The sequence below is a fragment of the Pseudoalteromonas lipolytica genome (assembly GCF_001306915.1).
GTDB lineage: Bacteria > Pseudomonadota > Gammaproteobacteria > Enterobacterales > Alteromonadaceae > Pseudoalteromonas > Pseudoalteromonas simplex.
On the sequence record NZ_LJTC01000009.1, the window covers coordinates 1 to 13,676 of the forward strand.

The 13,676-nt window shown below is 40.9% G+C and carries 11 protein-coding genes and 10 tRNA genes; 6 read left to right on the plus strand and 15 right to left on the minus strand.

Translation table 11 applies throughout. The annotated features are described in order from the left end of the window. The first annotated feature begins 500 nt into the window (after nt 1-500). Nucleotides 501-1,919, plus strand: a complete 1,419-nt coding sequence (locus AOG27_RS13960; RefSeq protein WP_054553643.1) for an alanine/glycine:cation symporter family protein — start codon at nt 501-503, stop codon at nt 1,917-1,919. 17 nt (nt 1,920-1,936) lie between these two features. Here AOG27_RS13960 and AOG27_RS13965 read toward each other — a convergent pair whose 3' ends face one another. From AOG27_RS13965 to AOG27_RS14025, 13 genes are all read right to left on the minus strand, one after another. Then, nucleotides 1,937-2,383, minus strand: coding sequence for a hypothetical protein (locus AOG27_RS13965; RefSeq protein ID WP_054553644.1), 447 nt, complete (start codon nt 2,381-2,383; stop codon nt 1,937-1,939). Nucleotides 2,384-2,555: 172 nt separating this feature from the next. Then, a tRNA-Leu gene (locus tag AOG27_RS13970) sits at nt 2,556-2,642 on the minus strand. 35 nt (nt 2,643-2,677) lie between these two features. Further along, nucleotides 2,678-2,751, minus strand: a tRNA-Cys gene (locus AOG27_RS13975). Nucleotides 2,752-2,769: 18 nt separating this feature from the next. Further along, a tRNA-Gly gene (locus tag AOG27_RS13980) sits at nt 2,770-2,845 on the minus strand. A gap of 104 nt (nt 2,846-2,949) precedes the next feature. After that, nucleotides 2,950-3,036 (minus strand) — tRNA-Leu (locus tag AOG27_RS13985). A 39-nt stretch (nt 3,037-3,075) separates the two neighbouring features. After that, a tRNA-Gly gene (locus tag AOG27_RS13990) sits at nt 3,076-3,151 on the minus strand. 59 nt (nt 3,152-3,210) lie between these two features. Continuing rightward, nucleotides 3,211-3,297: transfer RNA gene (locus AOG27_RS13995), tRNA-Leu, on the minus strand. Nucleotides 3,298-3,331: 34 nt separating this feature from the next. Further along, nucleotides 3,332-3,405: transfer RNA gene (locus tag AOG27_RS14000), tRNA-Cys, on the minus strand. Nucleotides 3,406-3,417: 12 nt separating this feature from the next. Then, nucleotides 3,418-3,493, minus strand: a tRNA-Gly gene (locus tag AOG27_RS14005). Between the two features lie 139 nt (nt 3,494-3,632). Further along, nucleotides 3,633-4,178 carry a CDP-diacylglycerol--glycerol-3-phosphate 3-phosphatidyltransferase gene (gene pgsA, locus AOG27_RS14010; RefSeq protein WP_054553645.1) on the minus strand — a complete coding sequence of 182 codons (546 nt, stop codon included), beginning with the start codon at nt 4,176-4,178 and terminating at the stop codon, nt 3,633-3,635. A 41-nt stretch (nt 4,179-4,219) separates the two neighbouring features. After that, the gene (uvrC, locus tag AOG27_RS14015; protein ID WP_054553646.1) at nt 4,220-6,043 is read right to left on the minus strand and encodes an excinuclease ABC subunit UvrC; all 1,824 of its coding nucleotides are present in this window, start codon (nt 6,041-6,043) and stop codon (nt 4,220-4,222) included. A gap of 8 nt (nt 6,044-6,051) precedes the next feature. Further along, the gene (gene uvrY, locus AOG27_RS14020) at nt 6,052-6,702 is read right to left on the minus strand and encodes a UvrY/SirA/GacA family response regulator transcription factor (protein WP_054553647.1); all 651 of its coding nucleotides are present in this window, start codon (nt 6,700-6,702) and stop codon (nt 6,052-6,054) included. 107 nt (nt 6,703-6,809) lie between these two features. Continuing rightward, the gene (locus AOG27_RS14025) at nt 6,810-7,961 is read right to left on the minus strand and encodes a dicarboxylate/amino acid:cation symporter (protein WP_054553767.1); all 1,152 of its coding nucleotides are present in this window, start codon (nt 7,959-7,961) and stop codon (nt 6,810-6,812) included. 215 nt (nt 7,962-8,176) lie between these two features. On the opposite strand from AOG27_RS14025, the gene AOG27_RS14030 reads away from it, so the two are divergent. The 3 genes from AOG27_RS14030 to AOG27_RS14040 all read left to right on the plus strand — a co-directional run bounded on the left by AOG27_RS14030 (nt 8,177) and on the right by AOG27_RS14040 (nt 12,314). Then, nucleotides 8,177-10,510, plus strand: coding sequence for a carbohydrate binding family 9 domain-containing protein (locus tag AOG27_RS14030; RefSeq protein ID WP_152967152.1), 2,334 nt, complete (start codon nt 8,177-8,179; stop codon nt 10,508-10,510). A 240-nt stretch (nt 10,511-10,750) separates the two neighbouring features. Further along, nucleotides 10,751-11,719, plus strand: a complete 969-nt coding sequence (gene cysK / locus AOG27_RS14035; RefSeq protein WP_054553648.1) for a cysteine synthase A — start codon at nt 10,751-10,753, stop codon at nt 11,717-11,719. Nucleotides 11,720-11,873: 154 nt separating this feature from the next. Next, nucleotides 11,874-12,314: a hypothetical protein gene (locus AOG27_RS14040; protein WP_054553649.1), complete on the plus strand. Its 441-nt coding sequence runs from the start codon at nt 11,874-11,876 to the stop codon at nt 12,312-12,314. 73 nt (nt 12,315-12,387) lie between these two features. Here AOG27_RS14040 and AOG27_RS14045 read toward each other — a convergent pair whose 3' ends face one another. Both AOG27_RS14045 and AOG27_RS14050 read right to left on the minus strand, forming a co-directional pair. Continuing rightward, complete coding sequence (locus AOG27_RS14045) at nt 12,388-12,687, minus strand: DUF6172 family protein (RefSeq protein WP_054553650.1); 300 nt, start codon at nt 12,685-12,687, stop codon at nt 12,388-12,390. 135 nt (nt 12,688-12,822) lie between these two features. After that, nucleotides 12,823-13,338 (minus strand): VC2046/SO_2500 family protein, encoded by a 516-nt coding sequence (locus AOG27_RS14050; protein WP_054553651.1) that lies wholly within the window; start codon nt 13,336-13,338, stop codon nt 12,823-12,825. Between the two features lie 112 nt (nt 13,339-13,450). Here AOG27_RS14050 and AOG27_RS14055 point away from each other — a divergent pair. Beyond that, nucleotides 13,451-13,535, plus strand: a tRNA-Tyr gene (locus AOG27_RS14055). 49 nt (nt 13,536-13,584) lie between these two features. Further along, a tRNA-Tyr gene (locus tag AOG27_RS14060) sits at nt 13,585-13,669 on the plus strand. Nucleotides 13,670-13,676 lie beyond the last annotated feature (7 nt).

Here is a 13,676-nt window from a genome sequence, read left to right on the forward strand (position 1 = left end):
ACTATGAAGTCACTCAGTTACATTTGAGACTCTAAATTTGTTTGCTCCACTTAGTAAACTAAGCTTCGCTGTTAGAACTCAATCTGTACGAGTGCCCACACAGATGATTGCTTTATATTGTTAAAGAACGTTGCGACGTTGTCGCTAGGGATGCGTATAATACATCCTTAATTTTTCGAGTCAACACTTAATTTTAAACTTTCTTTTTAGACCGTTTTAAACCGAAGTTTTACTTAACTCTCTGTCACGTTGTTCAGCCCTTTTCATTGCTGCCCGCCGTGTCAGTGGGTGCGCATTATAGGGAGATGGATTTTTAACGCAAGCACTTTTTGAAGGTTTTTTTGAATATTTTCAAATTAATCACATACCCACCAAATGCAAACAAGTTACCCACAAACCCCTGTGGATAACTGATGTTTTTTAGCAGAATAACTAAACTCTCCTCGCTTGATATGGTAACTTGCGCCGCAGATTTTCAACTCGCTCACAAGGCAAGAAAAATGACAGACATTATAAATAGTATAAGTGGTCTCCTTTGGGGTCACATTCTGGTTTACCTTTTAATAGCTGCGGGGCTATTTTTCACTCTTCGACTCGGTTTTATTCAATTCACTCAATTCCCACATATGATCAAAGTAATGTTTCAGAGCCGCCAAGGTTCTGGCGATGGCATTTCTTCATTCCAAGCTTTTTGTACTTCTTTAGCTGCGCGAGTTGGTACGGGTAATATGGCAGGTGTTGCCGTTGCACTTTATTTAGGCGGAGCCGGTGCAATTTTCTGGATGTGGCTTATTGCATTAATAGGTATGGCGACAAGTTTTGCCGAGAGTACCCTTGCTCAGGCATATAAAACGGTCGATGAAGATGGCAACTTTCGTGGTGGCCCTGCTTATTATATGGAATATGGTTTGGGCAAACGCTGGATGGGTGTGATCTTTTCTCTTTGCCTTATTCTTGCTTTTGGCTTGGTATTTAATGCTGTTCAATCAAACTCTATTGCTGCTGCATTTAATGTTGCATTTGGTATTCCAAACTATGTTGTAGGCATCGGCTTAGTATTAGGGTCAGGTATTATCATTTTTGGTGGCTTAAAAACTATTTCACGTTTTGCAGAAATGGTTGTGCCATTTATGGCGCTGGCTTATTTGTTAGTTGCACTTTATGTATGTGCCATAAACTACGATTTATTACCTAATGTATTTATGCATGTCATTAATAGTGCCTTTGGTATCGAGCAAGCGGGTGCGGGTGCAATAGGTTATGGTGTAATGCAGGCCATGATCCAGGGTATTAAGCGTGGCTTATTCTCTAATGAAGCTGGTATGGGTAGCGCTGCAAATGCTGCTGCAACGGCAACACCTAACCCACCGCACCCAGCCTCACAAGGTTATGTACAAATGCTCGGCGTATTTGTAGATACAATTATTATATGTACTGCAACTGCAGCCCTTATTTTATTATCACAACAGCTTATACCTGATTCAGGTGTGACTGGCATTGCGTTAACACAAGCTGCCCTTGAAGAACATGTTGGTAGCTGGGGTGCCACCTTTGTTGCAATTGCAATTTTGTTTTTTGCATTTACCTCGATTGTTGCTAATTATTCTTATGCCGAAACCAATTTATTGTTCTTAGAGCATAACCATGCATCGGGTATGTTGATCTTCCGATTACTGGTACTTGGTATGGTGATGTTTGGTGCGCTTGGAGAATTACCACTAGTATGGACCCTTGCCGATGTCTCTATGGGTCTAATGGCTATCGTTAACGTCATCGCTTTGTTTATGTTATCGGGCGTCGTTATTTGGCTCGCGAAGGATTACAACGCCCAACGTAAGGCAGGTAAATTACCTACTTTTGATCCTTCGCAAAACAAAAAGCTAGATCAAACCATTCCTAAAGGCGCATGGCGTAAATAATCTAGTTAAGTAAATTCTTATTTAGGGAGCGTTTGTGCTCCCTTTTTTGTATTTGTTAACTTTTCGAAAACAGACAATATGAATGTAATTTGTTGCTCGTTAAGCTTTGACTCAAGCTCAGTAACAAGCTGCCCTTTAATTTGCGCTTTTAATGCTTGTTTTTGCTCTGCGGTTAGTAATGGCTGCGATTGTTGCTGATAAGATTGCACAGCATTAAGTATATCCATCACCACGTCATTATCAAAATCGGTTAGCGCCGCTTTCGCATTACTAATTGCCTGCTCTGATTTATCGAAGACCGTCGATACTTTATCAACAAGCACGCTCACCTCATGAATTTTCAGAACGTCGTTAATGTTCGACATAATAATCGCAACAGGAATAAGAACTAACGATATCGCTAGACAAAGCCCAAACACTGCGCCTACCCAGAACTGATTTAAGCCACGTTTAAATTGCTCCATTATCTTTCCTTGATCCTATTTATTGAATTCAGTAGTGCTGAAAACTTGAAAACGCGTTAGCTGTTTTAAAAAGACTAAGGAAACTATAAAGCTATTTTGGCAATAAAAAAATAATTTGATGAGATTAAAAAAAGAAATAAAAATGAAATAGAGAAGAGGTATTTTATATAAATGGTGCCCGGGGCCGGACTTGAACCGGCACGCTGTTACCAGCGAGGGATTTTAAATCCCTTGTGTCTACCAATTCCACCACCCGGGCATCGGGTCGCTCGAAAGAGCATGTGGAGTATTATATGGAGGCGGAACCCGGAGTCGAACCGAGGTAGACGGATTTGCAATCCGCTGCATGGCCACTCTGCCATTCCGCCTTATCGCTTCCAAATAATTGGAGCGGCACACGAGGCTCGAACTCGTGACCTCAACCTTGGCAAGGTTGCGCTCTACCAACTGAGCTAGTGCCGCAAATTTGTTTCTGTCAGTGTTTTGTCCGTTGGTGCACAACTTTGAGGTTGCGATGATAACGTTCTGGCAACTGAACTAGTGCCGCAAATTTTTCTTTATCAAAATGGTGCCCGGGGCCGGACTTGAACCGGCACGCTGTTACCAGCGAGGGATTTTAAATCCCTTGTGTCTACCAATTCCACCACCCGGGCATCGGGTTTGCTATTTAAAGCAAGTGGATAAAGCTAATATGGAGCGGCACACGAGGCTCGAACTCGTGACCTCAACCTTGGCAAGGTTGCGCTCTACCAACTGAGCTAGTGCCGCATCATATTAACTCTAATATCATTTTTATAACCACATTTGGTACTGTAGTTAACCACAAATGGTGCCCGGGGCCGGACTTGAACCGGCACGCTGTTACCAGCGAGGGATTTTAAATCCCTTGTGTCTACCAATTCCACCACCCGGGCATCGGGTTGCTCATAGAGCGCGTGGAGTGTTGAATGGAGGCGGAACCCGGAGTCGAACCGAGGTAGACGGATTTGCAATCCGCTGCATGGCCACTCTGCCATTCCGCCAAATTAGATAATTGGAGCGGCACACGAGGCTCGAACTCGTGACCTCAACCTTGGCAAGGTTGCGCTCTACCAACTGAGCTAGTGCCGCTTTCTTTATCTTGGGGGCTATGCCCTCTCAACACGGACGCATTCTACAGAGATTATTAAACGCGTCAATATAAAAAATGCTAGTTTTGAACTGTTTGCTTATTTTTTATCTAAAACGGTGTGTAATTAAACGTTTAGGATCAATTTTTGGTCAATTCTGACCATGCCGCTATTAAATACTGCAACATAGAACTAAGCGTTAACAATGTTGCGACGTACAAAAGGCCATAACTTAAGTAGATCATCCATGTATCAAACTGCCAGATCAAACCAATAATGGCTAGCATTTGTGCCGCAGTTTTAAACTTGCCCATGTTTGATACAGCTACGTTGTCACGTTTACCCTGCTCTGCCATCCATTCGCGTAAGGCAGAGATAACAATTTCACGGCTAATAATCACTAATGCCGGAATAGTCATATACAAACTTTGATAGTGGCTTGATAAAGCAACCAGTGCTGCACACACCATTACTTTGTCAGCGACAGGATCTAAGAACGCACCAAAAGGCGTTGACTGATTTAAACGACGCGCTAGATAGCCATCAAGGATATCTGTGATTGACGCAAGCCAGAAAACAAACGCAGCTGCAAAAAATGCCCATGAAAAAGGCAAATAAAATATCACCAAAAAAATGGGGATAAGAAAAAGTCTAAAGGTTGTGAGTGTGTTTGGAATATTCCACATAACTACTTGGAGATGTCTTTTTTACTATATTCGCACGAAGGCTAAGCCTTGTCATGCAAATGATTAAATATCTTTTCAGCCATTTCAGGGCTGATCCCAGGAACTTGTTTTAATTGGTCTATATTAGCAGCTTTTACCCCTTGCATGCCCCCTAAATATTTTAATAATGCTTGTCGGCGTTTTTGTCCTACGCCGGTAATTTCTTCTAACAATGATTGTGTGCGTTGTTTTTGTCGTTTATTACGATGCCCTGCAATAGCAAAACGGTGCGACTCATCACGAATATGCTGAATTAAATGCAGCGCTGGCGCATCTGAATCAAGTGGTATTGTTTTACGTCCGCCATCAATTAATAGCGTTTCTAAACCTGGTTTTCGACTAGTACCTTTTGCAACACCTACCAGCAATGGCATTTTATTATGCGGCCAGTTTTCAAAATATTGCTCAGCACGAGATAATTGACCTTTACCACCATCGATAAAGATGACATCTGGAATTTTTTCTTCATCAACAACTTTGTTATAGCGTTTATTAAGTGCAAATTCCATCGCAGCATAATCATCACCACCTGTGATGCCAGTAACATTAAATCGGCGATATTCTTTATTATTTGGCCCTTGCGAATCAAACACCACACAACTTGCTACCGTGTTTTCACCCATTGTATGGCTGATATCAAAACATTCCATGCGATTAATATCATCTAGACGTAATGTTTCTTTTAATTGTGCGTAACGTTTATTAATGGAGTCTTGGGTACTTTGCTTAACACTAATGCTATTAAGGGCATTTTTATTAGCAAGCTTTAAATACTGTGCCCGCTCACCGCGATTAGCAACTTTTAAACTCACTTTACGTTCAGAGATAGCCGTAAGCGCTTCACTTAATGGCTCACTTTCTTCAATACTGAACGGTAAGATAATTTCTTTGGCAATACGTCCCGTTGCACCGGGTGCTAAATAATATTGACCTAAAAACGAGGTTAGAATTTCTTCTTCACCGGAGTCTTTTGGTACTTTAGGGAAATAAGTTTTACTGCCTAGCACTTTGTGGTCGCGGATCATTAATAAGTGAACCGCATTTAAACCATTTAAATGCGCAAAACCCACTACATCCATTTCGGCATGATTACCTGAAATAGATTGTTGCTCCTGCATTTTTCGAAGCAACATGATTTGGTCACGGACTTTGGCCGCAAGCTCAAATTTAAGTTCTTTACTTGCTTGCTCCATTTTAGTGACTAAATCGGCAATGACTTCATGAGATTTACCCAGCAAAAACTTGCGAACAAAATCAACTTCTTGTTGATATTCTTCATCGGAGATTTTATTTACACACGGTGCTGAGCAGCGTTTTAACTGATATTGTAAACAGGGACGGCTTCTCGCTCGATAATAGGCATCTTCACATTGGCGAACCGGAAAAATTTTTTGCATTAAACGCAAACTTTCAGATACCGCTCCCGCACTTGGGAATGGGCCAAAATATTCGCCTTTAATTTTTCGGCTACCACGATGAAAAGCAAGTCGCGGGTGCTTATGATCAGTTAACAGAATATACGGATATGACTTATCATCTCGCAGCAAAATATTGTAACGAGGCTGATATTTTTTTATTAGATTGTTTTCGAGTAATAAGGCTTCTGTTTCGGTGTTAGTCAGGGTGACTTCAATACCGCAAATATTACTGACTAAGACACGCGTTTTACTATCAGTTACATTGCTACGGAAGTAACTACTGACACGCTTTTTTAGATTTTTTGCCTTACCGACATAGATAACTTGCCCTTCACTATCAAGCATTCGGTAGACACCGGGCTCACTTGATAGTGTTTTTAAAAAACGGGCTGGTTCGAAATCAGACATTGAGCAAATTAATGCGAGCTATCAATGTCGATCATTTTATGACGAATTGCTAAATGGGTAAGTTCAACATCACCCCCTACATTTAGCTTTTCAAACATGCGATAGCGATAGCTATTCACCGTTTTTGAACTGAGGTTCAAACGCTCTGCGATGTCTTGCGCTTTCTCACCTTTAGTGATCATCAGCATGATTTGCAGCTCACGCTCGGACAAACTCTGGAAAGGGTTTTCATCTGTTCGCCCACTTACCTGGGCAAGCGCAATTTGCTGCGCAATTTCAGGCGCAATATAACGTTGTCCTGCATTCACTGCACGAATGGCGTTAACCATTTCATCAGAACCGGCACCTTTAGTCAGATAACCGTGTGCACCGATTTGCATTACTTTACTTGGGAATGGGTCTTCACAATGCACAGTAAGCACAATAATTTTTACATCTGGGCAATAACGACAGATTTTCTTTGTCGCTTCTAAACCGCCAATACCTGGCATATTCATGTCCATCAACACGATATCTGGTGAATGTTGACGGCAAAATTGCACCGCTTCTTCACCGGTTTTAGCTTCACCCACCACTTTAAAACCGCGAACATCATCAAGTATACGTCTGATCCCTGTCCGTACAAGTTCATGGTCATCAACTAAAAGTACATTAATCAATGGAACACCCTCAAATAACCAAATAGCTGCTTTCGCACAATTTAATGTGCCACATTAGCACAGAAAAAGTGAAACGATAAATCAAAATATCGTTTCACTAATTAAATTTAAGCTGATGCTTTCTCGCTGAAACGATCAACCCATAGGGCAATGATACCATCACCTGTTACATTACAGGCAGTACCAAAGCTATCTTGTGCTAAATAAAGTGCAATCATTAATGCAACCGCACCTTCATTAAAACCAAGCATACTTGTTAAAAGACCCAATGCCGACATAACTGCCCCACCTGGTGCGCCAGGCGCAGCAATCATTACAACACCTAGCATCATAATAAATGGCAACATACCAAATAACGATGGTACATCCATATTCGGTGATAAGAACATGACAGCCATTGCACATGTCACAATCGTAATTGTTGAGCCCGATAAATGGATAGTTGCACATAAAGGTACTGTAAAGTTAGCCACATCTTCTTTTACGTTATTTGCTTTGCTTGAGCGAAGTGAAACTGGAATTGTTGCTGCACTCGACATTGTACCTAAAGCAGTAAAATAAGCGGGTAGCATATTTTTTACAAGCTCTAAAGGATTACGCTTTAGTAAAAGGCCTGTAGATACATATAAAACAGTAAGCCATAGCCAATGCATAATTAATGCAGCTAGCAAAACAATACCAAATGTTTGCAACGTATCAACCACGGTACCAGCAACTGTCATTTCCGCGAAAACACCGGCAATGTAGAAAGGTAACGCAGGAATAATTACTTTTGCTAACAAGCCATCAATCACATCACGGCCCTGATCAGATACTTTCTTTAACGTATCAAGCTGTAACTGGCTCATACCAATACCAAAAATGAATGCCGCAGCAAGTGCTGTCATTACACTCATAAGAGGTGGGATTTCTAAATCAATAAAGCTGCCCACTTCGGTAGCAACTTCTGCTTCAAACGTTAAACCGCCATCAAACAATGGGATCATAGCGCTGACAAGTAAAAAAGCTAAGGTTCCAGCAATAACGGTTGAACCATATGCAAAGCCAACTGTTTTTCCTAACAAGTGGCCTGACCCTTTTGGTAAACCAGCAATACCTGATGCGATAAAAAATAAAATAATTAACGGGATGGTAAAGGTGATCAACTGACCTATTATTTCTTTTACTGTGTAAAGGAGTTCAACACCTGTTAGTGGCACATATAAGCCCACTAAAATACCGGCAACAATACCAGCAATTAATTTTAGAATTAAATTCATAACGATCACTTCAATTTTTAGGTGGTAATCTTTTACCACGTTTTAGTTTACTTTTGTTATAAAACAGCCAAATTAACGTTTAACTGCGCAAATTACCACCACAGCTTGTTAGAATCTAATTTGAACGTAAATATATGCGCCCTGTCGCGTTGCATTTGTTAACAAAGTTGCAAATTAATAACATGCTCGCAGTTTTGAATACCCGTATAGTGCTTATGTATAAATCAATGTTAAGTGCCGCTCTATTGAACGTGCCTTTTACTACCTTGGCCACCAGCCAACCTGTCACCCTCCCTTTTATTGCGGAGCAAGCAACAATCGACGGCCAGCTCAATGAGCCAAGTTGGCAACGTGCCAAAAAAATTACCATAGACAACGTTACTTGGCCTTACGAAAACAGTAAAAGCCCAGTTACCACCCACGCTTATGTTTATGAGGATGGCGAAACACTTTTTATTGGCTTTGAAGCGAATGATCCAAACCCAGAACTTATTCGTGCTTTTTACCGTGACCGTGACGCAGCCTGGGATGATGACCTAGTCGGGCTAAAAATTGATTCATACAATAATTCTCAATTAGCTTATCAATTTTTTATTAACCCACTTGGCGTACAACAAGATTCAATAGAAAACGAACTGACTAAACATGAAAGCTCATCATGGGACGGTATTTGGGATAGCGTCGGTGTTATTCATGAGAAAGGCTACACAGTTGAAGTTGCCATTCCATTACGCGTATTGAATTTTGACGACAGCGTAGCAAGTAAGACTATGGCGATGGAGTTTTTACGCTTTTTACCGCGCAGTGAGCGGTTACGTATCTCAAATATGCAAATTGACCATGGTAACAACTGTTGGATTTGCCAAATGCCAACTTACCAAGGCTTTGAACAAGCAAAGCAAGGCAATAACGTGGCGATTATTCCATCTGTGGTGCTTGGCAAAAATGAGACACGTGATATTGATGGCGCACAAGTGGCTGATTGGGAAACAGAAAACAATACTGAAGCCAGCCTCGATGTTAAATGGGGGATCACCCCAGATATCACCTTAAATGCGACGATTAATCCTGATTTTTCTCAGGTCGAAGCGGATGTCGCACAATTGAGCGTGAACAATAATTTCAGTTTATTCTTCCCAGAAAAGCGTGCCTTCTTTTTAGATAACGCTGACTACTTTGCCTCAACACTTAACCTTATTCATACCCGTAATATTGCCCAGCCAGATTACGGCACGAAAATCACCGGCAGCAAAAATGGCCATACATTTGCCGGCTTCATTGCCAATGATACACAAACCAATGTGTTGATCCCGGGCAATTTAGGCTCATCTCTTGTTGCCCTTGACGAGAAAAGCGAAAACGGTGCCCTGCGTTATCGATACGATTTTGAATCAGGATTATCACTTGGCTCAACGGCAACACACAGACAAAGTGATGATTATAAAAACACGGTTTACAGTATTGATAGTAAATACAAACCAACAGTCAACGATGTTTTTTTAGTGCAAGTATTAAAGTCACAAACGCAATACAGCCAAGACTTCATAGATGAGTTATGTGATGGAGATAACTGCTCACAGCCAGAGCAAGTAAGCTGTGAATTAAATAGTGACTGCGACTATAACGAAGGCGTACTTCGTGTTTTAAGTAGAGAACAGCAATCAGGTACTGGCTACTACCTAAAGTATCAACACGACGAGAAGTACTGGCGCGCATTTGCCGATTATAATTACCGCGATGCTGATTTGAGAGCTGACTTAGGCTTTATCTCACAAGTTGATTTTAAAAAGTTTACGACTGGTGGCGAATACCGCTGGTATGGCGATAAAGGCAATTGGTGGAATCGCGCTAACCTATATGCTGATTGGGATATTACTCACAACGAAAATAATGAACTTCTCGAAAAAGAAGCACAAACCAGCTTTTCAGTCAGCGGCCCGTTACAAAGCTTTTTTGAGGTCTCTGTTGAGCATCGTAATCGCACTGGCCTTCGCCACGACAAATCACGTTTAGATATCGACGGCAACACCGACTTGTTTAGCGAAAATGGCGTTGGCTTGTACAGTGACTTTAAACCCACCGCTGGGGTATTTGCTTCTTTATATATGTACACAGGTAATGCCGTTGATTTAGCTAATAACCGCGTTGGTGATAAGTTCCATATACGCCCTGTGCTGAATATGAACCTTGGTAAGCATTTTGAAGTGCGTTTACGTCATACTTATGAGCAACTTGAAGCCGATGGCAGTGAAGTATTTACCGCCAATTTAAGTGATGTGCGTTTAACTTACCAATTCAACGTGAATAGCTTTTTACGCCTTGCAGTCATTTATACCGATTTAGAACGCAATCAGGCTAATTACATAGATGATGTTGATAGCCAATATAAAAAGTTAGCCACTCAGCTACTGTATTCTTACAAGCTGAATCCGCAAACTGTATTCTTTGCTGGTTACTCTGATAATGGCTATCAAGATGATGAGCTGTCATCAATGACTAAAGAGCAGCGCACGTTATTTGCTAAATTTAGCTACGCTTGGTTGCTTTAAGACCTTATCAGCGCACCTTTTGGTGCGCCCTCCCCTTACTTTGTTTGCTTGTTCCTAAACTATATTAATTCCAACTGAAACTCGCACCTTGAGATGGTTTGGGTATCTAAGCCTATTCGCTATATGTTATAGCCAAACTTTACTTTCGTTTTTTATTCACCACAGTAAAGTGTGACTATTACAGATCAATAGCCTAAGCTCATTGATCACGATTGAATAAATTGCTTCCAAGGGAACAGTATGTCTAACATTTTTGAAGATAATTCATTAACGATTGGTAATACACCAATTGTAAAGCTTAACCGCGTAACATCAGGTAATGTTTTTGCTAAAGTAGAATCACGTAACCCAAGCTTCAGTGTTAAATGCCGTATTGGTGCTTCAATGATCTGGGAAGCAGAAAAGTCAGGTGTCTTAACTAAAGACAAAGAGTTAATCGAGCCGACTTCAGGCAACACAGGTATTGCACTAGCATTTGTAGCGGCTTCTCGTGGCTACAAACTAACTCTAACTATGCCTAACACAATGAGCCTTGAGCGTCGTAAATTATTAAAAGCGTTAGGTGCTAACCTAGTTTTAACTGATGGCGCTAAAGGCATGAATGGCGCAATTCAAAAAGCAAAAGAAATTCAAGCAAGTGAGCCTGAAAAGTACATTCTTTTACAACAGTTCGAAAACCCAGCTAACCCAAAAATTCACTTTGAAACAACAGGTCCTGAAATCTTTGAAGCAATGGACGGAAAAATCGACATTTTCGTAGCAGGTGTTGGTACTGGTGGTACTATTACAGGTGTTAGCCGTTACCTCAAACTAGAGAAAGGCTTAAATGTACAATCGGTTGCTGTTGAACCAACTAACTCGCCAGTTATTAGCCAAACTTTAGCTGGTGAAGAAATTAAACCTGGCCCTCATAAAATCCAAGGTATCGGTGCAGGCTTTATCCCTGGCAACCTTGATTTAGAAGTTGTAGATGCTGCAGAGCAAGTATCAAATGAAGATGCCATTGCCATGGCTCATGAACTGATGAAAAACGAAGGCATTTTAGTGGGTATTTCTTCAGGTGCCGCAGTAGTTGCTGCAAAGCGCCTTGCTGAAAAACCTGAAAACGCAGACAAAAACATTGTGGTAATTTTACCAAGTGCAACTGAGCGTTACTTATCAAGCCCATTATTTGCTGAAGAGTTCAGCGATAAAGAGCTTGTTCAGTAATCACCAAGAATCTCTTAGTTTTTAAAAAGGATGCAAACATGCATCCTTTTTTATTATCCAAAATAAATAAAACTATTAATTTTACCGAGTTAACTTTACATCATGCTCATTTAGTCACACACTTTATTTTAAGTTCACTCGAAAAACTACAACAATGAAAAATATACTTTTAATTTTTATCCTTTTAAGTAGCAGCATTCTTTTTGGTTGCGGCTCTGAAGATGCACCAAAAGGTGAAAAAAACACCCCTGGTAACGTAGCGACCCTCTATTTTGATGCTTTGTATAACCAAAACGATTTAAATAAAGCGATGGAATACGCCACGCCGAAAATGGCGCGAATTATGAAATCTTATGGTACCGCTGGGCAGTTCGCTCGCAACTTAGTCAATATGCAATACGATGAAGTGGTGATTGAAGTCGATATGACTAACATGAGCTTGCGCGAACAGTATGGCGATAAAGCCAACATCAATTTGATTTTTACGGGTTATTTTAATGGTAAGAAAATTGATGATATGCGCAGTGTGAAAATGATGCGTAAAAAAGGCAATTGGTACATAGAAAAAATAAATGCCGATCCGTTTGCGCGATAATTGATTACTAAAACTAAAAAGGGCCTGATGGCCCTTTTTTGTTTTAGAGTATTACTGCGAACTGATATTCGTATTACTCTTCGTCAAACTCTTGATGTTGACGCTGTGCAGGACGCGCTAAGATTTCAACATAAAACGATGTAAGCTCTTTTGCTTCAATATCGCTAATACATTTATTAATCTCTGCCACGTGAACGACATTGGCCTCATCCGCTGATTCACCAAACTTACAGTCAAACGCCCAATAGTCGGCACCTGCTGGGAGTGTTTTATTACGCTCACGTTTCAAGTATTTTTTTACTTCGTGCTTGGCTGCATCAACCATACGAGGGTATTTAATTTTCTCGTGGTTTAGCGTGAATGTTTTCTTCATTATAGTCCTAGTAACTTGGTTCAATGACAATGGCATTAAGCCATAGACTGCTATTATAACAAGCGCATCTTAATTTAGCTGTACTTTTTATTAAGTTTATTCATAGTCTATGACAATTCGATTAAGCCTCGAATGCTAAGCTGTCGCCAAATGCAGAGGTTGATGTATCGCCTCATTAGTAAGACTATCATAAAATGCGGCAGCGTCGATTTGTGGGCGCTCAACGGGTTTGTTTTTTTCATAAAAGCGTTTTCTAACTGCTGGCTCACAGTTATCAATCACTTCTAGCGGCACATGTTGCTTATCATCACGAACATTCAAAGGCTCTGGATTTAAGCAATGACGTAATTTTATATCTGATAAACCACCTTGCAATAGTCTAAATGCATTTTCTTGCCCAATTAGCATATCAAACTGTTCGGGAGCTAATGGTTGTGTAGGACCAGCACCTAATTCAGTACGCAGAGCAGACTCAGATACTTCAGGATTGCTTAATTCAGTTTTTGGTAGGTGGAACTGGCTAAAATCGAGCGCATCATGAGAAAGCATTGCGAGTAATAAAGCAAACTCTCCAGAGCGGTGCTCGTGAACACTTTTATTAAGACGATTATCGAGTTGACTCTCTGTGAGCAACAAACCATCAATTTGCATAGTCTTTAGCCAAATAGTTTCTTGATTAACCAGTTATCGGCATTTATGCATTTTTCTTTAGTTTTTTTCTTTACTTAAATAATCAGTTTGCTATTATCAGCGCCGTTGCATTGGAGGGGTTCCCGAGCGGCCAAAGGGATCAGACTGTAAATCTGACGGCTCAGCCTTCGCTGGTTCGAATCCAGCTCCCTCCACCACTTTTCTTCTCAGTGAAGTGGGGCCAAATGCAATAGTAAAAATTTGTGTGGAGGGGTTCCCGAGCGGCCAAAGGGATCAGACTGTAAATCTGACGGCTCAGCCTTCGCTGGTTCGAATCCAGCTCCCTCCACCACTCTTAC